The sequence below is a fragment of the Nocardia sp. NPDC050718 genome, assembly GCF_040654235.1.
GTDB lineage: Bacteria > Actinomycetota > Actinomycetes > Mycobacteriales > Mycobacteriaceae > Nocardia.
In genome coordinates this window covers 1129545-1149655 of sequence record NZ_JBFAHQ010000001.1, presented here as the reverse complement: position 1 = coordinate 1149655, position 20111 = coordinate 1129545, and the positions used below count along the sequence as shown (strand labels likewise).

The 20111-nt window shown below is 70.2% G+C and carries 19 protein-coding genes and 1 tRNA gene; 10 read left to right on the top strand and 10 right to left on the bottom strand.

The window, feature by feature from the left end; translation table 11 throughout:
- Positions 1–156: 156 nt before the first annotated feature.
- Complete coding sequence (locus tag AB0H54_RS05290; RefSeq protein WP_218716036.1) at positions 157–783, bottom strand: TetR/AcrR family transcriptional regulator; 627 nt, start codon at positions 781–783, stop codon at positions 157–159.
- Positions 784–1006: 223 nt separating this feature from the next.
- Here AB0H54_RS05290 and AB0H54_RS05285 point away from each other — a divergent pair.
- The 6 genes from AB0H54_RS05285 to AB0H54_RS05260 all read left to right on the top strand — a co-directional run bounded on the left by AB0H54_RS05285 (position 1007) and on the right by AB0H54_RS05260 (position 5737).
- Positions 1007–1077, top strand: a tRNA-Gln gene (locus AB0H54_RS05285).
- Between the two features lie 90 nt (positions 1078–1167).
- Positions 1168–2658, top strand: coding sequence for a bifunctional UDP-N-acetylglucosamine diphosphorylase/glucosamine-1-phosphate N-acetyltransferase GlmU (glmU, locus tag AB0H54_RS05280; RefSeq protein WP_357342882.1), 1491 nt, complete (start codon positions 1168–1170; stop codon positions 2656–2658).
- Positions 2655–3635, top strand: a complete 981-nt coding sequence (locus AB0H54_RS05275) for a ribose-phosphate diphosphokinase (protein WP_110039788.1) — start codon at positions 2655–2657, stop codon at positions 3633–3635. The genes glmU and AB0H54_RS05275 overlap by 4 nt, the downstream gene beginning before the upstream one ends.
- Before the next feature lie 208 nt (positions 3636–3843).
- Positions 3844–4650 (top strand): hypothetical protein, encoded by an 807-nt coding sequence (locus AB0H54_RS05270; RefSeq protein ID WP_357342880.1) that lies wholly within the window; start codon positions 3844–3846, stop codon positions 4648–4650.
- 25 nt (positions 4651–4675) lie between these two features.
- Positions 4676–5320 carry a DUF2461 domain-containing protein gene (locus AB0H54_RS05265; protein ID WP_357342878.1) on the top strand — a complete coding sequence of 215 codons (645 nt, stop codon included), beginning with the start codon at positions 4676–4678 and terminating at the stop codon, positions 5318–5320.
- Between the two features lie 54 nt (positions 5321–5374).
- Complete coding sequence (locus tag AB0H54_RS05260) at positions 5375–5737, top strand: hypothetical protein (RefSeq protein WP_357342876.1); 363 nt, start codon at positions 5375–5377, stop codon at positions 5735–5737.
- 4 nt (positions 5738–5741) lie between these two features.
- Here AB0H54_RS05260 and egtD read toward each other — a convergent pair whose 3' ends face one another.
- The 4 genes from egtD to egtA all read right to left on the bottom strand — a co-directional run bounded on the left by egtD (position 5742) and on the right by egtA (position 10529).
- Positions 5742–6713: an L-histidine N(alpha)-methyltransferase gene (gene egtD, locus AB0H54_RS05255; RefSeq protein ID WP_355273345.1), complete on the bottom strand. Its 972-nt coding sequence runs from the start codon at positions 6711–6713 to the stop codon at positions 5742–5744.
- Positions 6710–7702 (bottom strand): class II glutamine amidotransferase, encoded by a 993-nt coding sequence (locus AB0H54_RS05250; RefSeq protein ID WP_357344206.1) that lies wholly within the window; start codon positions 7700–7702, stop codon positions 6710–6712. Before AB0H54_RS05250 ends, egtD begins: the two co-directional genes overlap by 4 nt.
- Before the next feature lie 148 nt (positions 7703–7850).
- Positions 7851–9143 carry an ergothioneine biosynthesis protein EgtB gene (gene egtB, locus AB0H54_RS05245; protein WP_357344204.1) on the bottom strand — a complete coding sequence of 431 codons (1293 nt, stop codon included), beginning with the start codon at positions 9141–9143 and terminating at the stop codon, positions 7851–7853.
- 102 nt (positions 9144–9245) lie between these two features.
- Positions 9246–10529 (bottom strand): ergothioneine biosynthesis glutamate--cysteine ligase EgtA, encoded by a 1284-nt coding sequence (gene egtA / locus AB0H54_RS05240; protein WP_357342874.1) that lies wholly within the window; start codon positions 10527–10529, stop codon positions 9246–9248.
- A gap of 133 nt (positions 10530–10662) precedes the next feature.
- Between egtA and AB0H54_RS05235 the strand changes: the two genes are divergently transcribed.
- Positions 10663–11841: an aminotransferase class V-fold PLP-dependent enzyme gene (locus AB0H54_RS05235; RefSeq protein ID WP_357342872.1), complete on the top strand. Its 1179-nt coding sequence runs from the start codon at positions 10663–10665 to the stop codon at positions 11839–11841.
- On the opposite strand, the gene AB0H54_RS05230 is transcribed toward AB0H54_RS05235, so the two are convergent.
- The gene (locus AB0H54_RS05230; RefSeq protein ID WP_357342870.1) at positions 11838–12392 is read right to left on the bottom strand and encodes a TetR/AcrR family transcriptional regulator; all 555 of its coding nucleotides are present in this window, start codon (positions 12390–12392) and stop codon (positions 11838–11840) included. The two genes, AB0H54_RS05235 and AB0H54_RS05230, sit on opposite strands and share 4 nt — an antisense overlap.
- Before the next feature lie 97 nt (positions 12393–12489).
- Here AB0H54_RS05230 and AB0H54_RS05225 point away from each other — a divergent pair, with 97 nt between their 5' ends.
- Both AB0H54_RS05225 and AB0H54_RS05220 read left to right on the top strand, forming a co-directional pair.
- Complete coding sequence (locus AB0H54_RS05225; protein ID WP_357342868.1) at positions 12490–13152, top strand: lysophospholipid acyltransferase family protein; 663 nt, start codon at positions 12490–12492, stop codon at positions 13150–13152.
- Positions 13153–13263: 111 nt separating this feature from the next.
- A complete protein-coding gene (locus AB0H54_RS05220; RefSeq protein WP_355273360.1) occupies positions 13264–14907 on the top strand; it encodes a fatty acyl-AMP ligase in 1644 nt (547 codons plus the stop codon).
- Between the two features lie 52 nt (positions 14908–14959).
- Here AB0H54_RS05220 and pth read toward each other — a convergent pair whose 3' ends face one another.
- Both pth and AB0H54_RS05210 read right to left on the bottom strand, forming a co-directional pair.
- Positions 14960–15538 carry an aminoacyl-tRNA hydrolase gene (gene pth, locus AB0H54_RS05215; RefSeq protein WP_355273363.1) on the bottom strand — a complete coding sequence of 193 codons (579 nt, stop codon included), beginning with the start codon at positions 15536–15538 and terminating at the stop codon, positions 14960–14962.
- Positions 15539–15562: 24 nt separating this feature from the next.
- Positions 15563–16183, bottom strand: coding sequence for a 50S ribosomal protein L25/general stress protein Ctc (locus AB0H54_RS05210; RefSeq protein WP_357342865.1), 621 nt, complete (start codon positions 16181–16183; stop codon positions 15563–15565).
- Between the two features lie 296 nt (positions 16184–16479).
- Here AB0H54_RS05210 and AB0H54_RS05205 point away from each other — a divergent pair, with 296 nt between their 5' ends.
- Entirely contained in the window at positions 16480–18120 is a 1641-nt protein-coding gene (locus tag AB0H54_RS05205) for a peptide chain release factor 3 (RefSeq protein ID WP_357342863.1), read from the top strand.
- A 23-nt stretch (positions 18121–18143) separates the two neighbouring features.
- Here AB0H54_RS05205 and AB0H54_RS05200 read toward each other — a convergent pair whose 3' ends face one another.
- Positions 18144–18692, bottom strand: coding sequence for a nuclear transport factor 2 family protein (locus AB0H54_RS05200; protein WP_355274612.1), 549 nt, complete (start codon positions 18690–18692; stop codon positions 18144–18146).
- Between the two features lie 267 nt (positions 18693–18959).
- Positions 18960–19832, bottom strand: a complete 873-nt coding sequence (locus AB0H54_RS05195; protein WP_355273370.1) for an Abi-alpha family protein — start codon at positions 19830–19832, stop codon at positions 18960–18962.
- Positions 19833–20111: the final 279 nt, after the last annotated feature.

Genomic DNA, 20111 nt, shown 5'->3' with positions numbered 1-20111 from the left:
ATCCAATAATCCAGCCATCCTGAAGTAGACCGACATCCCGAAGTTTGATCGACTTACCGCCCGGCAGCACCCAAAAGGATGGGTGAACCGTACCACCAGGCGGCTACGCGGCAGCCGAATCCTGGATTCGCTCTAGCCGCGGGCGCTATCGTCCGGTTACCCCGCCGATCCGCCTGCCTGTCCCGTATTCCATTCGGAGCTGAGCCCCGGTTCGGCTTCCAAGTGGCTCAATCCGTTCCAGCACAGGTTGACCAGATGCGCCGCGACCACTTCTTTCGACGGCGTGCGTTCGTCGAGCCACCAGGTCGCCGCTGTGGAGACCATGCCGACGAGCGCCTGCGCGTAGAGCGGGGCCAGGCTCGGGTCCAGATCGCGGCGCGCGAAGTCGCCGGCGAGCAGGTGCGCGACCTGGTTGACGGCCTCGTTGAGCAGGCTCGAGTAGCGGCCGTCGGCGTTCACGGCGGGCTGGTCGCGCACCAGGATCCGGAAGCCGTCGGTGCGCTCCTCGATGTAGGCCAGCAGGGCCAGCGCCACCTGTTCGAGCCGGACCCGGGAGCGGTTCTGGGTGAGCGAGGAGGTGATCATGTCCAGCAGCATCGACATCTCGCGGTCGACCACGACCGCGTAGAGCCCCTCCTTGCCGCCGAAGTGCTCGTAGACGACCGGCTTGGACACCTGGGCGCGCTGCGCGATCTCCTCGATCGATGTCGCGTCATATCCCCGTTCGGCGAACAACGCGCGACCGATCTCGATCAGCTGCTGCCGCCGTTGCGTTCCGGTCATCCTCGGTCTGGTAGGACGCCCCGACTCCGTCGACGACATGCTCCCCCGCCTCTCCGTGATTTCGGCTCACGAGATCTGTACGTGCGTTCCAGAAGGCTAACAACGGGCCGGACGGGTGCTCGCGACAGGCGTACACAAGATTCGCCGGGTGGCGGGATCATGTGCGAGGATCATGCCGTGCCGTAGCACAGTGGTGGGCTCTCACGGCCCACTGGTGTGGCGATCCGCCGTAGTGTAATGGCAGCACCTCTGATTTTGGTTCAGATAGTTCAGGTTCGAGTCCTGGCGGCGGAGCACACGGACACAGTGACGTATCGTCGGCCCGCACCATCACCGACCGAACCCGCCACAGCACACTCGCTGACAGGCAGCCGAGGGAGATCCATGCCACCGCAGACCGCCGTCGTCGTTCTCGCCGCTGGTGCCGGGACGCGAATGCGGTCGAAGACTCCGAAAGTGCTGCACCCATTGGCCGGTCGGTCGATGCTCTCGCACGCGCTGCACGCCGCCGCCGAAATCGACCCCACCCACCTGATCACCGTGGTCGGCCACGACCGCGACAAGGTCGGCGCCGCCGTCGCCGAGGTGGGCAAGGAACTCGGCCGCGAGATCGTCTGCGCGGTGCAGGAGGAGCAGCTCGGTACCGGCCACGCGGTGCAGTGCGCGCTGGACTCGGTGCCTGCGGACTTCGACGGCGACCTGCTCGTCACCTCGGCCGACGTCCCGCTGCTGGACGGGCACACCCTCGCCGCGCTGCTCGACGAGCACCGCAGCTACGCCGAACGCCCGGCGGTCACCGTGCTGACCTTCGTCCCCGACGACGCCAACGGCTACGGCCGGATCGTGCGCGATGTCGACGGCCAGGTCGCCGAGATCGTCGAGCACGCCGACGCCACCCCGGCACAGGCCGCGATCAAAGAGGTCAACTCCGGCGTCTACGCCTTCGACGCCTCGGTGCTGCGCACCATGATCGGACGGCTGTCCACCGCCAACGCCCAGCACGAGCTGTACCTCACCGACGTGCTGCGGCTGGCCCGCGAGGCCGGGCATCCGGTGCACGGCGCGCGCCTGGTCGACTCCAACAAGGTGACCGGCGTCAACGACCGCGTGCAGCTCTCGCAGGCGGGCGCCACCCTCAACCGGTACATCCTCGAACGGCACATGCGGGCCGGCGTGACGATCATCGATCCGGCCACGACCTGGGTCGACGCGAGCGTGCGGATCGGGCGCGACGCCGTGCTGCGGCCGGGCACCCAGCTCTTCGGCGAGACCCACATCGGCGAGGACGCCGAGATCGGACCGGACACCACGCTGACCGACGTCGTCGTCGGCGCGGGCGCGAGCGTCGTGCGCACCCACGGCGAGCGCGCCGAGATCGGCGACAGCGCGACCATCGGCCCGTACAGCTACCTGCGGCCGGGCACCGTCGTCGGCGAGCAGGGCAAGCTGGGCGCCTTCGTCGAAACCAAGAACGCCTCGATCGGAGCGCACTCGAAGGTGCCGCACCTGACCTACGTCGGCGACGCGACCATCGGCGAGTACAGCAACATCGGCGCTTCCAGCGTTTTCGTGAACTATGACGGTGTCAACAAGCACCACACTGTGGTCGGCTCCCATGTGCGGACCGGTAGCGACACGATGTTCATCGCCCCGGTCACCGTGGGTGACGGCGCCTATACGGGTGCGGGTACTGTGCTGCGTAGAAGCGTTCCACCGGGGGCACTGGCCGTGTCGGGTGGACCACAGCGCATCATTGAGAACTGGGTGCAGCGTTACCGTCCAGGAACCGCTGCGGCGCGCGCGGCGGCGGATGCCATCGCGGCAAACGAGACGTCTGATCAGACAATCGAGCAAAAGGATGGCAACCAGCAGTGACCGCGTTCTCGATCGACAACCAGAAGAACTTGATGCTCTTCGCCGGCCGGTCACATCCTGAGCTGGCCGAGCAGGTCGCCAAGGAGCTGGACGTCGACATCACGCCGCAGACCGCGCGCGATTTCGCCAACGGCGAGATCTTCGTTCGGTTCGAGGAGTCGGTGCGCGGTTCCGACGCCTTCGTGCTGCAGAGCTTCCCGGCCCCGCTGAACCAGTGGCTGATGGAACAGCTCATCATGATCGACGCGCTCAAGCGCGGCTCGGCCAAGCGGATCACCGCGGTGCTGCCGTTCTACCCGTACGCGCGCCAGGACAAGAAGCACCGCGGCCGCGAGCCGATCTCGGCCCGCCTCGTCGCCGACCTGCTCAAGACCGCGGGCGCCGACCGCATCATCACCGTCGACCTGCACACCGACCAGATCCAGGGCTTCTTCGACGGCCCCGTCGATCACATGCACGCGCTGGTGCAGCTCTCGGAGTACATCCGCACCAACTACCCGTCGGACAACCTGGCCGTGGTCTCGCCCGACGCGGGCCGCGTGAAGGTCGCCGAGAAGTGGGCCGACTCGCTCGGCGGCACCCCGCTGGCGTTCATCCACAAGACCCGCGACCCGCTGGTCCCCAACCAGGTGAAGTCCAACCGCGTCGTCGGTGACGTCGAGGGCCGCACCTGCGTGCTGATCGACGACATGATCGACACCGGTGGCACCATCGCCGGCGCGGTCAAGGTTCTCAAGGAAGCGGGCGCGGGCGACGTCATCATCGCCGCCACCCACGGCGTGCTGAGCGACCCGGCCGCCGAGCGCCTGGCCAACTGCGGTGCCAGGGAAGTGGTCATCACCAACACCCTGCCGATCAGCGAGGAGAAGAAGTTCCCCACGCTGACCGTGCTGTCGATCGCGCCGCTGCTGGCGCGCACCATCCGCGAGGTCTTCGAGAACGGCTCGGTCACCGGCCTCTTCAACGGCAACGCCTAACCGCCTCTCCGCGATTCTTGGCCAGACCTAGGTGCGGGGTGAGGTGGGGACGCGGCAAGCCTTCCGAAGTGGAGGGTTAGCCCGTGCCCGGTGAGTTACCCATGTTCTGACGTGATCAGTCGGCGCGCTTCGTCTTCGGACGTGGCGCGCCGACTGGTTTCGAGGCATGGTGGTGCTGTCGTAGTTCGGGACGTGGCAGGGGGGTTGCATGAGTAGCGAGCCGGAGCGGCGGGTCGAGCTGGGCAAGGATCCGGTGGTGCCTCGGGTGCAGGATGCGCCGGCGCCCACCGAGCGGATGTGGACCGACGGCTTGCCGCCCGCCGAGTTGCCGCTGCCCGCGCCCGCCGCGCCACCACCACCGCCACCGCCCGCGCCGCCTGTGCCGCAGGCCGCGCCCGCCGCGCCGCCGCCCGTGTCCGCCGTGCCACAGGCCGCGCCTGCCGCGCCGCCACCCGTGTCCGCCGTGCCGCAGGCCGCGCCTGCCGTGCCGCCGTCGGTGGCCGCCGTGCCGCAGGCCGAGGCGGCGTGGGCCGGGGTCGAGCGGGCCGCGCCGCCGGTCGAACCGCCGCCGCCCGCCGTGCCGCAGGCCCAGGCGCCGTGGGCCGGTGTGGAGCGGGCCGCGCCACCAGCCGAGTTGCCGCCGTATCCGGCGCCGCCACCGGTTGTCGGGCCGATGTTCCCGCGTCCGGCGTATCCGCCCGCCGTGGGGTATCCGGGGTATGCCCCGCCTGCCTACGGGCCGCCGCAGCCGCTGGCGCCGCGCTACGGCTATGTCGACAGCACGCCCATCTGGTCGATCATCAGTTTCTGCTGTGTGGCCGCCTCGGTGCTGGGCGGGCTGATGCTGTGTGGGCTGCCGGTGCTGGTCACCGCGCCGACCGGGATCGTGCTCGGGGTCGTCGGCCACGCCAAGGGCGAGCAGATGGGCAAGTGGGCGGCGATCGCCAACGGTGCGGTCGCCGCGCTCGCGGTGCTGCTGTTCGTGCTGTTCGTCGCGGCGATCGGCGGCGCCTGACCGGCGCGGACGATACTGGTACACCATGGACGCTTTCACTGGTTTTCCGCTGGCGGCCCTCGACTTCTACGAGGACCTGGAAGCCGACAACTCCAAGGCCTTCTGGACCGCGCACAAGCGCACCTATGACGAGTCGGTGCGCGCCCCGATGACGGCGCTGACCGCCGAACTCGAGGCCGAGTTCGGGCCCGCCAAGATCTTCCGGCCCTATCGCGACGTCCGGTTCTCCGCCGACAAGGTGCCCTACAAGAACCATCAGGGCGCGGTCGCGGCCACCGCACCCGGCGTCGGCTGGTACGTCCAGATCGGCGCGGCGGGGCTGTTCGTTGCGGGCGGCTGCTACATGATGTCGCCCGCCGCCCTGGCCACCCTGCGGGCCACCATCGACGACGACGTGCGCGGCGCCGAACTCGAGGCGATCCTGGCGACGGCCACCGCGGCGGGCTTCACCATCGGCGGCGACCGCCTCAAGACCAAGCCCAAGGGCTATTCCGCCGACCACCCCCGAATCGAGCTGCTGCGGCACAAGTCGCTCACCGCGCACCGCGAGTTCGGCGCGCCCGACTGGCTGAGCACCCCGGCGGCGGCCACCGAGATCCGGCGCGCGTGGACCGAGCTGCGGCCACTGGTCGAGTGGTTCACCGGTGTCTTCGAGGGCGTCGCCCACTGACCCGGCGGGCGTGGCAGCGGTGACGGACGCCGACCGGAGGCCGATACTGGACTCATGAGCCGTGAACCACTGGACATGGACATGGGCGACGACGATCAGGCCGACGACATCGTCGAATACGAGCGGTACGTCGAGGACCCGCCGCAGGACTACGTCATCCGCAACCACGAGGCCGACGCCGACGGCTTCCTCGGCATCAACGAGGAGGTCGACGAGGAGTGGTCGGAGGCGGGCGCCGCCCGCGAGGCCATCGCGGAGGACGAACGCCCCGCCGAGGTGTCGGCGGTCCGGGTCGTCGGTGACGACGCCGTCGACGGCGACCTCTACGACGACTCGATCGACGGCGCCGAACGCGACCTCGAGGGCGACGAGAACCTGACCGACGGCGAGTACCTCGCCGACGAGCTCGACCTGTAGCCGCTCAGCGGCGCTCGGCCAGCACCAGGGCGAAGCGGTTGTCCGGGTCGGTCCAGGTACGCGCGGTGCTGAACCCGGCGGCGTCGAGTTCGGCGCGCAGGCCCTCGGGCCGGAACTTGGCGGAGATCTCGGTCCGCATCTGCTCGCCCGCCGCGAAGTCGACGGTCAGGTCCAGGTCGGCGACGGTGGCCGTCATCGCCTCGGTCGCGCGCAGGCGCATCTCGATCCACTCGTGCTCGGCGTCCCACAGCGCCACGTGCTCGAACTTCTCCGGGACGAAATCGGCACCGAGACGGTGGTTGAGCACGTGCAGCACATTGCGGTTGAACTCGGCGGTGACGCCGGCCGCGTCGTCGTAGGCCGGGACCAGCACGGCCGGGTCGATCACCAGACCGGCGCCGAGCAGCAGCAGCTCACCGGGTTCGAGCACCTCGGTGATGCCGGCCAGGAACTCGGCCCGCTCGGCCGGCACCAGGTTGCCGATGGTGCCGCCGAGGAAGGCGATCATCCGGCGGCCGCCACGCGGCAGATTGTGCAGGGTGTCGGTGAAGTCGCTGACCACGCCGTGCACGCCGAGCTGCGGGTACTCGGCGGCGATCTCGGCGGCGGCGCCCCGCAGCGCGGAGGCCGAGACATCCTGCGGAACATAGGTTTTCAGCGACCCTTCCGCGGTGAGCGCGTTCAGCAGCAGCCGGGTCTTGGCGGCCGAGCCGGACCCGAGCTCCACCAGGACCTCGGGCCGGGCCGCCGCGGCGATCTCGCCGACGACGCGGGCCAGCAGCGCGCGCTCGGTGCGGGTGGGGTAGTACTCGGGCAGTTCGGTGATCCGCTCGAACAGCTCGCTGCCGCGGGCGTCGTAGAACCACTTGGGCGGCAGCGATTTCGGGGTGGCGGTGAGGCCGGTCCTGGCGTCGGCGCGCAAGGCCGCGGTGAGATCGTCGTCGGTGAGATGGATGTCCAGCAGCGGCGCGGTCATGAACGGACCCTTTCGGTGACGGGAAGCTCGAGAGCGGTGACGGTGCAGTGGCCGGGGGTGGCGACCACCAGCTGGTGATCGGCGATCGGGCGCCACCGCGGATCGGCGTCGTACGGTTCGGAGGAGAGCACGGTGTAGTCGTCGGCCACCAGGACCGACAGGGCATGCCAGCAGGTGGTCGCCCAGAGCTCGGTCCCGTTGCCGAGCAACAGGTTCAGCCGGGCGGTGGGCTGGTGACGCAGGACGGCGGCCACCAGCAGGCGGAGCGCGTCGGCGGGCGAGGTGACGGGGCCGTCGGGGGTGATCGCGCCGAGCAGTCCGCGCAACAGCACCCACAGGGCGGCGGAGTCGGTGAGCGCCTCGGCCCGCAACAGCACCTCGGCCGAACCGAACAGCGGGCCGGCGGCCTCCGGCACCGAACCGAACATCGGACCGGCGGTCTCCGGCATCGAACCGGCCCGCGACTCGGCGGCGGCCCCCGGCTGTGCGGCCGACGCCGGTCCGTCGCTCGCCGGTGGCCACGATGCCGCCGAGTGAGCGAGTGCCGTTGGGGTGGCGAATATTTCGTCCAGGTCCGCACGGACCCGCGCCGATGTCGTCCGCCAGTCGGGCACGACACCGTTGTGGCTGAAGGCCCAGTGCTCGTCGACGAACGGCGCGCACGCGGCCCGTTCCACCGGCATGCCGACCGTGGCGGAGCGCACCGCCGCGAGCACGGCGCGCGACTCCAGCTGCCCGAGCACCTCGGCCACGGCCGGGTCGGTCCAGATCGGCGCCGCGTTGCGATAGCGGGTGACCGCCTCGCGTGCCCCTTCGACACCGACCTCGGCCCGGCGCCACCAGGCCACGCCGAAACCGTCGGCGTTGATCGTGCCGCCCGCCCGCATATCGGCGGGCGCCCAGGACTGCTGGTAGAGCGAATGCGGGCCGCGCACGACCAGCTCGCCGACTGTCACCGGCGGGCCGACGTAACCCAGATGACGGCACATCAGCAGACCGCCGACGGGACGGGTTCGGCACCGTCGGACCGCGACGAACCCCGCAGCCGCGCCCAGGATGCGCGCTGTGTCGGGCACGCGGCCACTCCGACGCGGCGGGCCGGGTGCGGCCGCCGGTCGGCGATGTCGCCACCGCGCATCAGATCTCGTCCTCGCGCAGGTCGCGGGCCAGCCGGAAGCCGGCGAAGATCTGCCTGCGGATCGGGTGGTCCCAGTTGCGGAAGGTGCCGCGGCAAGCCACCTCGTCGGTGCCGAACGAGCCGCCGCGCAGGATCCGGTAGTCGCCGCCGAAGAAGACCTCGGAGTACTCCCGGTACGGGAAGGCGCGGAAGCCCGGGTAGGCCTCGAAGCCCGAGGAGCACCACTCCCAGACGTCGCCGATCAGCTGGTGCACGCCGGTCGCCGAGACGCCGGCCGGGTAGGCGCCGACCTCGGCGGGTTCCAGGTGCCGCTGACCGAGGTTGGCCAGGTGCTCGTCGGGGGTGTCCTCGCCCCACGGGTAGCGGCGGGAATCCCCGGTGGCCGGATCGAACCGGGCCGCCTTCTCCCATTCGGCCTCGGTCGGCAGGCGCTTGCCCGCCCAGCGCGCGTACGCCTCGGCCTCGAACCAGCACACGTGCACGACGGGCTGACGCGGCCGCAGCGGGGTGCGCACGCCGAACGCGACGCGGGTCCACTGCCCACCGTCGCGCTCCCAGAACTGCGGCGCGACGAGCCCGGCTTCCTGCCGGTGCGCCCAGCCCCGCTCCGACCACAGCTCGGGGCGGTCGTAGCCGCCGTCGTCGAGGAAGGCCAGGTACTGCTCGTTGGTCACCGGCGCGACGTCGATGGCGAAGCCGGGTACGTGCACCGGATGGGCGGGGCGTTCGTTGTCCAGTGCCCAGGGGTCGGCGGAGGTGCCCATCAGGAATTCGCCTGCGGGAACGCGCACTTCGCCGGTAGCGGGAATCGACGCGGTGGGCGCGGGTGGTGCCGAGAGCACCGGTCCGCCGCGCCGCAGCTGATGGGTGGCGAGCATGGTCTCGTCGTGCTGCTGTTCGTGCTGGGCGATCATGCCGAAGGCGAAACCGTTGTCCACCAGCGGATCACCGGACAGATCACTGGAACCCAGCACGTCCCAGACCTTCTCGCGCACCGTGCCGACGTAACCGCGTGCCTGATCGGGATTCAGCAGGGGCAGCGCGGGCCGGTTCACGCGGGCGTGTTTGAAGGCGTCGTAGAGCTCGTCGATATCGGCCCGGACGGCCTCGCGGCCACCGACATCGCGCACCAGCCACAGTTCTTCCTGATTGCCGATATGGGCGAGGTCCCAGACCAGCGGGCTCATCAGCGGCGAGTGCTGGGCGACGAGATCGGCCTCGTCGACGCTGTCGGTGAGGCCAGCGGTGCGGCGGCGGGCCCGCTGCAGCACCTCGGCGATGCGGTCGCGCATGCGGTCGCGGTCGCTGTGATCGGCGGGGGCGGAAAGGGTCACGGGATCAACTCCGAAAGGATGTGGGCGACAACGTCATCGGGCCTGCGGGCGCGGAACCTGTCACGAACCGCCCGACCCGTTGCGCGCACGCGCCACGGCGAGGGGACTGCCGCCGGTGCGACATCGGCGGGCGGCGAGCGCCAATTCCTGTGCGGCGGGCGCGGATCGGGCGTGCTGTGCGGCCAGGTCGAGCAGGTCGACCGCGACCCGGCGCACCTGCGGGTCGAGCAGGCCGGTGCGGGCCGCGCCCAGCCACTCCCCCGCGGTCGGCGCGGCCAGGGCGGTCGCCTCGGCCACCACGGCGGGCGTGGACAGCAGCGCGTCGAACAGGTGGATCGGGGTGGTCCAGGTGTCGCCGGGCTGGGTGTCGAGGTAGCGCACCTCGAGGTGGCCCGCGGCCCGGACCGGCGGGAACAGGGTGGTCAGGTGGTAGTCCAGGTCGGCGGTGCCGGGGCGGCGGCCGACCTCGTCGTCGAGCGCGCCCGCCAGCCAGTCGGCGAAGGTGGCGCCGGGCGGCGGTGACCAGTCGGCGTCGCGCTCGGTACAGCGCACGCACAGCAGCGGCACGTCCAGTGCCCAGTGCGCGTAGGCGGCGATCGGATCGGACCAGTCGGCGACCGGCGGGCGGGTGCGGGACGGGTCGAGCCGCAGCCAGGTGCGCATCCGCTGCGAGGCCCACTCCCCCGGCGGGGCGCCGTAGAGCCGGGGCGAGCAGGCGAAGGCGGCGATCAGGGCCGGCCCGAGGACGTAGAGCGCCGTCCAGCGGGCCCTGACCTCGGCGGGATCGGCGCCCGCGTCGACGCTGACCTGGGTGGCCGCGGTATTGCACATCATGAGGGTGCCGAACGGTCCGACCCCGGCGAACCGGCGTTCCATGGCCGCGTATCGCGGCAGCCGGAGCAGGCGTTCGGCCGGACGACGAGCGTCGGAGGCGAGGGATTCGATGCCGATGCCGTGGGCGGCGAGCAGGTCCCGCAAACGGGCCGCATCAGCCGCGAGCTGCTGCGTCAGCACCGCCGGATCGGCGAACGGGGCGCTGGAGAGTTCTATCTGACCACCGGGTTCGATGGTCACCCTGCTGCCGCCGGGCAGGGGTGCCGCGGCCGAGGCCGGGGCGATCGAGGTGGGTGCGTGGGGCCCGAGGGCCGCCGCCATGAGCTCGAGCGAGGGACGCGCACCGGTGGGCCCGGCGGTGAGCCACTCCAGTTCCGCGCCGATCAGCGCCGGTGGTCCGAGCTTGAAACAGACCCCTCCGACATAGGCCTCCGCCGCCGCCCTGGACGACAGTTCGCCCTGGTCGGTAGCGGAATCGGGCCACGAAGAACGTTCCAGAGTGACCGCCATGCCAACCTCCGCGTACTGGGTACCGCCGTGGAAACCGCGTGCTCGTGCAACCGACTCATTCCAGAGTAGCGATGGGCACCGACAGGAAAAGTGACGAAATGGGGAACAGCTCGGCGGCGGTAGGGTCGTCGCCATGATGGACCTCGCCGCGATCAGAGCCGACACTCCCGGACTCGCGTCCGGGCAGGTATTCCTGGACAGCGCCGGATCGTCGCTGTCACCGCGGATGGTCACCGACACCGTGATCGCCCATCTGCGCCGGGAAACGGAGATCGGTGGCTACCGTGCGGCAAATGAGCGCCTCGACGACCTGGCCGCGGTGAAGACCTCGATCGCGACCCTGATCGGCGCCACCGCCGACACCATCGCGCTCAGCGACAGTGCGAGCCGGTCATGGGCCGATTTCGCCTATTCGGTCGCGCTGCGTCCCGGCGACCGCATCCTGATCTCCGGCGCCGATTACGCCAGCAACGCCATCGCCGCGCTCCAGCGCGCCCGGCAGACCGGCGCGGTGGTCGAGCACATTCCCAGCGACGACACCGGCCGACTCGATACCGACGCCCTCGCGGCCATGCTGGACGAGCGCGTGAAGCTGGTCTCGCTGCAGCACGCGCCGACCAACGGCGGCCTGGTGAACCCGGTCGGCGAGGCCACCCGCATCGCCCACGAGGCGGGCGCGCTGGTGCTGCTGGACGCCTGCCAGTCGATCGGGCAGCTGCCCATCGATGTCGGCGCGCTCGGCGTCGACGCGCTCTCGGCCACCGGCCGCAAGTGGCTGCGCGGGCCGCGCGGCACCGGATTCCTTTATGTCCGTAACGAACTGGTGCGCACGATGGAACCGGGCCGCCTCGACCTGCACAGCGCGCAGTGGGTGAGCCCGACCGAGTACCGGCTGGCCCCGGACGCGTCCCGCTTCGAGTTCTGGGAGTGCGACGTGGCCGCCCGGCTCGGGCTCGGCGCCGCCGTGGACTACCTGCTCGCCCTCGGCCCCGACGAGGTCTACGCCGCCGTCGCGGACCGGGCGGGCTACCTGCGCAAGGCTATGCCCGGCGTCCCCGGGGTGACCGTGCGTGATCTGGGCACCGAGCACAGCGGGATCGTCTCGTTCACCGTCGACGGTCACGAGCCGGTCGCGCTGCGTGACCGGCTCGCCGAGCACGCCGTCACCGTGACCGTCAGCCACGCGGGCTCCACCCTGCTGGACATGACCGCGCGCGAGCTGCCCGCGATCGTGCGGGCCTCCCCGCACTATTTCGTCGACACCGACGACCTCGACCGCTTCGTCGCCGCGCTGGCCGAGATCACCCGCTAGACCCCGAGATGCTCGCCGACGATCCGGTCGGCGAGCGCGCGCGGGTCCGCGTCGGGGGCGACGACCTCGAGGGTCCGGTTGGCGGCGACGGTGGCCATGCCGTGCACATTGGTCCACAGCAGCAGCGCCGTGCCCGCGGCATCGGCGCCCGGCCGGGCCGCGGCGACCAGCGCGACGACCTGACCGTAGAGCGGCTCGGTCGTCGCACGCAGGTTCTCGCCGGCGCCCGCCAGCAGGTCGTGGCGGAACATCAGGGTGAACATCTCGGGCCGGGTGAGCGCGAAGTCGACGTAGTCGATCGCCATCCGGCGCAGCCGTTCGCGCGGGTCGTCGATGGTGGCGAGCGCGGCGAAACGGTCGATCAGGTCGGCGAAGCCGCGCGCGGCGATGGCGGCCAGCAACGCGCCGTGGGTGGGGAACCAGCGCCGCGGGGCGCCGTGCGAGACACCGGCGGCCCTGGCGATGGCCCGGAGCCCGAGTTCGCCCAGGCCGTCGCGTTCGAGCAGGTCGACGCCGGTGTCGATCAGGCGCACACGCAACGACTCGGACATACCGGCAATTCTCACATCCGGCGGGCGACGCGCGCCCACACCTTCCGTAGACAGTGTCTACTATGGTCGAGTAGACATTGTCTACGTCGGAGGTCCTATGTGGTACCAGCTGTGCAAACACGTCCTGATCGGCCCGCTGCTGCGGCTGCTCGGCCGACCGCGCGTCGAGGGGCTCGAGCACGTGCCGCGCACCGGGCCGGTGATCATCGCGGCCAATCACCTGGCCTTCATCGACTCGCTGTACCTGGCGCTGGTGATCCCGCGCCCGCTCACCTTCCTCGCCAAACAGGAGTACTTCACCGGCACCGGTCTGCGCGGGCGCGCCAAGCGCTGGTTCTTCACCGCCGCCGGGCAGGTGCCGGTGGACCGGACCGGGGGCGACGCGGCCGCCGACGCCCTCGCGGCGGCCACCCGGATCCTCGACGCGGGCGGCGCCTGGGCAATTCACCCGGAGGGCACGCGATCGGTGGACGGCAGGGTCTATCGTGGTCGCACCGGGGCGCTCCGCGTTGCCATGGCTACAGGGGCGCCGGTGGTGCCCGTGGTGCTGGAGGGAACCGACCGCATGAACCCCCGCGGTCGGAAACTGTTGCGTTTCACCAAGGTGCGCATCAGCATCCAGCCGGCGCGGCGGTATCCGGCAGCGGTGCACCGCGCCCAGGTCAGAGTGGCAACTGACCAGCTGATGCGGGAAATTGCGCTGCAATCAGGTAGACCATATGTGGACCGCTACGCTGCCTCCTTTGCCGCCGAACGCTGATCGGCGAGGACGCTCGGTTGTCAGTCGGGGTTAACACCGGGTGGGCGGGGCGGGATTTTCTGTTGGGAGAGCACGGCCGTAACCGATCGTTGGCGTAAAGGGAGTCCGACGTTGAGCAGGTTCACCGACGAAATGTTTGCCACAGCGTTGACCAGCCACAGGGGGCTGGTCACCGGGGAGCCCGAGGCGCCGTTGCGGCAGACCTGGGGGGAAATCCACCGCGCCGCGCGGCGGATGGCGGGTGGCCTGGCGGCCGCCGGGATCGAGCACGGCGACGCGGTGGGCGTCCTGGCCGGTCTGCCCGTCGACATCGCCCCTGTCTGCCAGGGCATCTGGATGCGCGGCGCGTCGATCACCATGCTGCACCAGCCGACACCGCGGACCGACCTCGCGGTCTGGGTGCGCGACACCGAGACGGTGCTCGACATGATCGAGGCCAAGGCCGTCGTCCTCGGCGCGCCGTTCGCGGCCGCCGAACCCGTGCTGCTGGAGCGCGGCATCACCGTGGTCAAGATCGAGGACCTGCACGACGGCCCCGACACCGACCCGGTACCGACCGGCGAGTCCGATATCGCGCTGCAGCAGTTGACCTCTGGATCGACCGGCTCGCCCAAGGCCGTCCGGATCACCCACGGCAACTTCAACGTCAACGCGCGCGCGATGTTCAATCGGGTGAAATTCCAGCTCGACGACGACGTCATGATCAGCTGGCTGCCGCTGTTCCACGACATGGGCATGGTCGGCTTCCTCAGCGTACCCATGCAATTCGGCGCCGAGGTGGTCTGCGTGACCCCGCTGGACTTCCTGGCCAGGCCGCTGCTGTGGGCCGAGCTGATCGACAAGTACCGCGGAACCGTCACCGCGGCACCGAACTTCGCCTACTCGCTGCTGGCCCGGCGGCTGCGCCAGGCCGAGCCGGGTTCGATGGACCTGTCCAGCGTGCGCTACATGTGGAACGGCGCCGAACCGGTCGACCCGGACACGATGATCGCGCTCGCGGAGGCGGGCAAGCACTTCGGGCTCAACCCGATGGCGCTGACCCCGGTCTACGGCATGGCCGAGACCACCCTGGCCGTCTCGATCCCCGACCCCGGCCACGGCATGGTGCTCGACGTCATCGACGCCGACCTGCTCGAAGCCGTCGGCAAGGCCGTGCCGGTCGCCGAGGACGGGCACCACGGCACGCCGCGCAGGCTGCCGACACTGGGTCACCTCGTCGACGACCTGGAGGGCCGGGTCGTCGACGCCGAACGGCAGCCGCTGCCGGTGCGCACGGTCGGCGTCATCGAATTGCGCGGGCCCGCGGTGACTTCGGGCTACGTGACCGTCGACGGGTTCCGGCCCGCGCAGGACGCGGAGGGCTGGCTCGACACCGGCGACATCGGCTACCTCACCGAGGCGGGCATGGTCGTGGTGTGCGGGCGGATGAAGGACGTCATCATCATGGGCGGCCGCAACATCTACCCGACCGATATCGAGCGGGCCGCGATGCGGGTGCCCGGGGTCCGTCCCGGCAATGCCGTTGCGGTGCGCCTGGACGCGGGCGAGAAGCGCGAAAGCTTCGCCGTGGTGGTGGAATCCAACGACTACCAGGACCCCGACGAGGTGAAGCGGATGGAGCGCGAGATCGTGCACGAGGTGTTCGCCGAGGTCGGCGCCCGCCCGCGCACGGTCGCGGTGCTCGGCCCCGGCGCGCTGCCCAAGACGTCGTCGGGCAAGCTGCGGCGCGCGGCCACCGCGGTCCACCTGCGCTGAACGCACTCGGCGCGCCCTGGCGAATTCGCCTGGGCGCGCCGGGAGGCCGGGGTCAGTGCAGCGAGTTCTGGGCGGTTTCCAGCCCGACCTTCAGCAGCAGTTCGACCGCGTCCGCGGCCTGCTCGACGATCACCGGGACCTCTTTGCGCTCCGGGGCCGCGAACGGCTTGAGCACGTAGTCGGCCGGATCCTGGCGACCGGGCGGGCGGCCGATGCCGATCCTGGTGCGCAGGTAGTCCTTGGTGGTCAGGGCCTGCGAGATCGAGCGAAGGCCGTTGTGGCCGCCCTCGCCGCCGCCCTGCTTGAGCCGGATCGTGCCGAACGGCAGGTCGAGCTCGTCGTGGACGACGATGACCTGATCGACGGGCACCGAGAAGAACTTGGCCAGCGCGGCCACCGGCCTGCCGGACAGGTTCATGTAGGCGCGCGGCTTGGCGATCAGGATCTGACGCCCGTCCAGGCGGGCCTGCAGCAGGTCGGCGCCGGACTTCTTGTGCACGGCAAAACGGCCGCCGACGCGCTCGGCGAGCACGTCGGCGACCAGGAAGCCCACATTGTGGCGGGTGCGCTCGTATTCGGGGCCGGGGTTACCCAACCCGACCACGAGCGCGGGCCCGGAGGATTCGGTCATGCGCCGAACCGTAGTGCAGGAGTCTTACTCGGACTCGGGAGCCGACTCGGCGGTCTCCTCGGCGGCGGCGCCTTCGCCCTCTTCGTCGAGCTGCGCGGCCGACGGCGCGGCGATCACGTTGACGATCAGCGCCTCCGGGTCACCGGCCAGGGTGACGCCCGCGGGCAGCGCGATGGCGCCGGCCAGGATCTGGGTGCCCGCCTCGACGCCCTCGACCGAGACCTCGATGGCCTCGGGCAGCTTCAGCGCGTCGGCCTCGATGGACAGGGTGGTGGCTTCCTGGGTGACCAGGGTGCCGGAGGCGGCATCGCCGGTGACGGTGACGTTGACGTCGGTGGTGACGCGCTCGCCACGCTTGACGATCAGCAGGTCGGCGTGCTCGATGTAGCGGCGGATCGGGTGGACGACGACCGACTTGGTCATGGCGAGCTGCTGCTTGCCGTCGACGACCAGGTTCAGGATGGCGTTGGTGCCGTGCTCACGCAGGATGGCGGCGAAGGCCTTGGCGTTCAGGCTCAGGTGCTGCGGCTCGGCCTGGTGGCCGTACAGCACGGCGGGCACGTTGCCGTCGCGACGGGTACGGCGAGCGGCGCCCTTACCGAATTCGGTGCGGACGGCGGCTTCGATCTGGTTCACGTCGGACATGACTGAATGCGCTCCTACGGCTCTTCCGGGCTGGTCATTGTGGCGACCCATCTGCGGGGTCAACGTCTACTCGTCGGACGAAGAACGAACGAGGACGACCGGGAAGGCCGAGCCGCGTCGATCACGGTGAGCACAACCACTGGGGGCAACTCACCCTCGCCGAGACAACCCGACAACCATACCGCATCCACATCGCCCGGAAAAACCGGGTCGGTTCGGCAGAACACCCCGCCGACCTCGCCGAACCGGCGACCTTTAGGCTCTATAAGTTGCCGACCACTGCGAAAGGTTCCGCGTTGACCGAGTCCGGAGAGAGCGCCGCCCCCACCCCGCGCGGACTACCCGCCGAGGTCGCGCGCCGCCGCACCTTCGCCGTGATCTCGCACCCCGACGCGGGTAAGTCGACGCTGACTGAGGCGCTGGCGCTGCACGCCAAGATGATCTCGGAGGCGGGCGCGATCCACGGTAAGGCCGGTCGCAAGTCGACCGTGTCGGACTGGATGGAGATGGAGAAGGCTCGCGGCATCTCGGTGAGCTCCACGGCGCTGCAGTTCAACTACCGCGCCGCCGGGTCCGACGTCGACAATGTCATCAACCTGGTCGACACCCCCGGTCACTCCGACTTCTCCGAGGACACCTACCGCGTGCTCACCGCGGTCGACGCCGCGGTCATGCTCATCGACGCCGCCAAGGGCCTCGAGCCGCAGACGCTGAAGCTGTTCCAGGTCTGCCGCCACCGCGGCATCCCGGTCATCACCGTCATCAACAAGTGGGACCGCCCCGGCCAGGCGCCGCTGGAACTGCTCGACGAGATCAGCGAGCGGATCGGCCTCACCCCCACCCCGCTGTTCCTTCCGGTCGGCATCGCGGGCGACTTCCGCGGCCTGCTGCGCCGCGGCCTCGAGGGCGCGGCCGACGAGTACATCCACTTCACCCGCACCGCCGGTGGCGCGACCATCGCGCCGGAGGAGTCGCTGACCCCGGCCGAGGCCGAGGCGCGCGAGGGCGAGGCGTGGACGACCGCCGCCGAGGAGAGCGAGCTGCTCTCGGCCACCGGGCAGGACCACGACCAGGAGCTGTTCCTGGCCGGGCAGACCTCGCCGGTCATCTACGCCTCGGCGATGCTGAACTTCGGTGTGCGCCAGCTGCTGGAGACCCTGGTCGCCTTGGCGCCAGCCCCGGGCGCGCGCGCCGATGTGGCGGGCAAGGACCGCGAGACCGGCGATCCGTTCAGCGCGGTGGTCTTCAAGGTGCAGGCGGGCATGGACACCGCGCACCGCGACCGGCTGGCGTTCATGCGGATCGTCTCCGGTGAGTTCGAGCGCGGCATGGTCGTCACGCACGCGCAGACCGGCCGCCCGTTCGCCACCAAGTACGCGCTGACCGTGTTCGGCCGCGAGCGCACCACCGTCGACACCGCCTACCCGGGCGACGTGGTCGGCTTGGTGAACGCGACCGCGCTCGCCCCCGGCCACACCCTGTTCGTGGACAAGAAGGTGGAGTTCCCGCCGATCCCGAGCTTCGCCCCCGAGCATTTCGCGACGCTGCGCGCGCAGAGCGCGGGCAAATACAAGCAGTTCCGCAAGGCCATCGACCAGCTCGACTCCGAGGGCGTGGTGCAGGTGCTGCGCAACGACGCCCGCGGCGACCAGTCACCGGTGCTGGCCGCGGTCGGCCCGATGCAGTTCGAGGTCGTCACCGCGCGCATGCAGGCGGAGTTCAATGTGGAAACCCAACTGGATTTCCTGCCGTTCACGCTGGCCCGCCGGACCGACGCCGAATCGGCGCCGGAATTGGATCGCCAGCGCGGCGTCGAGGTGTTCACCCGCACCGACGGCGCGATTCTGGCCCTGTTCAGCGACAAATGGCGGCTGCAGTACATCGAGAAAGAGCATCCGAAGCTCACGCTGGAGCCCCTGGTGGCGACCGCCGACTAACTGGTCGACTGTCTGAGTCGGCCTCAGGCGGCTGGTCCGGGGTTGCGCTCCACCGAGGAGATGTGATTCTCCTGCGCGATCATGCCCCAGCGGCTCGCGGTCAGCCGCAGGCTGGGCAGGTCGCTGAGCGAGAGGACCACCTCGTAGGTGCGCTCGTACCCGGTGTGCGCGATGCGCCAGTGCCCGTCCTCGCAGCGGACGTAGCGATCGGTGTAGAAGGCCGCGCCGCGCAGGCACATGTTGTGCTCGGGGATGATCACCGTGTCGGCCAGATACCAGGTGCCGGTCGCGGTGTCGCCGTCGACATCGATCTCCGGATGGTCGCAGCGGTGCTCGGTGATGACGTGCGGTCCGAGGGTGTTGCGCAGGAAGGCCAGGAAGGCCTCGCGCGACTCGAACTGCAGGTATTCGCTGTAGGTGGCGGTCGCCTCGGGGATCAGGGTGTCGGCGAACTCGTCCCAGGACTTGGTGTCGAGTGCCCGCAGATAGCGGAACTTGAGCCGGCTGAGCGCGATGAGGTCGTCGGGATGATCGGGCGGGCGCTGGACCGGCTCGGGCTGCTCGTCGTCCATCGCGTCCGCGTGCGGCACGTCGGCCATCCGGACCTCCCCCGTCTCCATCCCGGCGACCAGCGGTTCGTCGTCACCGGGCAGCAGCGGACCAGGCCGCGCCGAGGTGGGCGCGACAGGATCGTCGACGCGCACGTTCGGAGATCCGGACCCCTGCTCCATCCCTCCACGATCCCACTGAAACGAGCGCAGTGCCGGATCTGTATCTGATCGCTATCACTGCCGACACCGGAGCGTGACCTCCGGCGCCGACAGCCCGCGCTGTCTCAGCTACCCGATGGTGAAGCAGGTGCGGCAGAAGTCCTCGCCGAATTCCGACAGCCGCAGGCTCTTGCGGACGATCTTCGGCGCGCGGCCCGCCTTCTTGAGCGCGTCCTCGACCACGGGCTGCACTTCCAGCACCATGTAGCGGCTCAGCACCACCGGATCCTCGGAGGTGAAGGTCAGGCCGAGGCGGTTGAGGTTGATCAGGTACGAACGCGCCCGGTCCGGGTAGCGCACGCCCGCCTGCTCGGGCACCGAGGTCAGATCGCCCTGCACCAGCTCCGAGCCGATGCCGAGCGGCCGGTTGGTGCGCACGTCGACCGAGGGCTGCGGACCGTTGAGGGCCATGAAGCGCAGGATGCGGGCCTCGTCGGGCGCGATCTCGTCGAGGATGCGGTCGTAGGCCGGGTGCACGTCCTCGGTGAAGTAGACGTCGGCCGAGCGGGCCAGCAGCGCGTCGCCGCGGCGGCGCAGGTCCTCGGTGCTGGCCGAGCGCAGGTAGGGGCCGACGGTGATGGCCTGCTGGGAGGACCCGTTGGGCGTCGGCACATAGCTGACGATCTCGCGCACCGACCCCTCGGTGACGCCGAGCGCGCTGCGCGCGATCGAGCGCAGGGCATTGCCGGTGCGCTCGGCGATATCGGCCGAGGACTCGCCGTCCAGGGCCGCCTGGGCCAGCTCCTTGGTCACCTCGTAGGTGGTGCCGACCGCCCACTGACTGCCGCGCACCGCGGTGCCCGCCGCCAGTCCGGCGGCGCGGAACACCCCGCGGATCAACCGGGCTTCGTTACTGATCTGTCGCTGCTCGACGTCCGAGCTGCGCTCGACGGCGCGGGTACCGGCACGGGCCAGGTCCTGTCCGGTCCTGTCGTCTGTCACGTCCTACTCCGAAGTCTCGCATGGGAACGATCGCCCACAGATTATTGCCCGACCACGCTCCGAACACAGTGCGTACGCAGCGCGCCCCCTGAACGCGCTGGTTGTGGCCTGTCACCAAATGTGGTGGTGCTCATTGTTCCGACTCGCCAGGACGAATACGGCATTCGGGACAGGTTCTGTGACTGATGTCTCAGACACTACCCTGTGTCCTGGCACACGACGAATGGACCCAGTTCCGCAACTCACAGTAGGGTCACCGCGGCGCGGGGGTGCTAATTT

Coding starts and splice junctions, on each gene's coding strand:
- AB0H54_RS05290 (WP_218716036.1), bottom strand. CDS start 783: ATGACCGGAACGCAACGGCGGCAGCAGCTGATCGAGATCGGTCGCGCG.
- glmU (WP_357342882.1), top strand. CDS start 1,168: ATGCCACCGCAGACCGCCGTCGTCGTTCTCGCCGCTGGTGCCGGGACG.
- AB0H54_RS05270 (WP_357342880.1), top strand. CDS start 3,844: ATGAGTAGCGAGCCGGAGCGGCGGGTCGAGCTGGGCAAGGATCCGGTG.
- AB0H54_RS05265 (WP_357342878.1), top strand. CDS start 4,676: ATGGACGCTTTCACTGGTTTTCCGCTGGCGGCCCTCGACTTCTACGAG.
- AB0H54_RS05260 (WP_357342876.1), top strand. CDS start 5,375: ATGAGCCGTGAACCACTGGACATGGACATGGGCGACGACGATCAGGCC.
- egtD (WP_355273345.1), bottom strand. CDS start 6,713: ATGACCGCGCCGCTGCTGGACATCCATCTCACCGACGACGATCTCACC.
- AB0H54_RS05250 (WP_357344206.1), bottom strand. CDS start 7,702: ATGTGCCGTCATCTGGGTTACGTCGGCCCGCCGGTGACAGTCGGCGAG.
- egtB (WP_357344204.1), bottom strand. CDS start 9,143: ATGCGCGACCGCATCGCCGAGGTGCTGCAGCGGGCCCGCCGCCGCACC.
- egtA (WP_357342874.1), bottom strand. CDS start 10,529: ATGGCGGTCACTCTGGAACGTTCTTCGTGGCCCGATTCCGCTACCGAC.
- AB0H54_RS05235 (WP_357342872.1), top strand. CDS start 10,663: ATGATGGACCTCGCCGCGATCAGAGCCGACACTCCCGGACTCGCGTCC.
- AB0H54_RS05230 (WP_357342870.1), bottom strand. CDS start 12,392: ATGTCCGAGTCGTTGCGTGTGCGCCTGATCGACACCGGCGTCGACCTG.
- AB0H54_RS05225 (WP_357342868.1), top strand. CDS start 12,490: ATGTGGTACCAGCTGTGCAAACACGTCCTGATCGGCCCGCTGCTGCGG.
- pth (WP_355273363.1), bottom strand. CDS start 15,538: ATGACCGAATCCTCCGGGCCCGCGCTCGTGGTCGGGTTGGGTAACCCC.
- AB0H54_RS05210 (WP_357342865.1), bottom strand. CDS start 16,183: ATGTCCGACGTGAACCAGATCGAAGCCGCCGTCCGCACCGAATTCGGT.
- AB0H54_RS05200 (WP_355274612.1), bottom strand. CDS start 18,692: ATGGACGACGAGCAGCCCGAGCCGGTCCAGCGCCCGCCCGATCATCCC.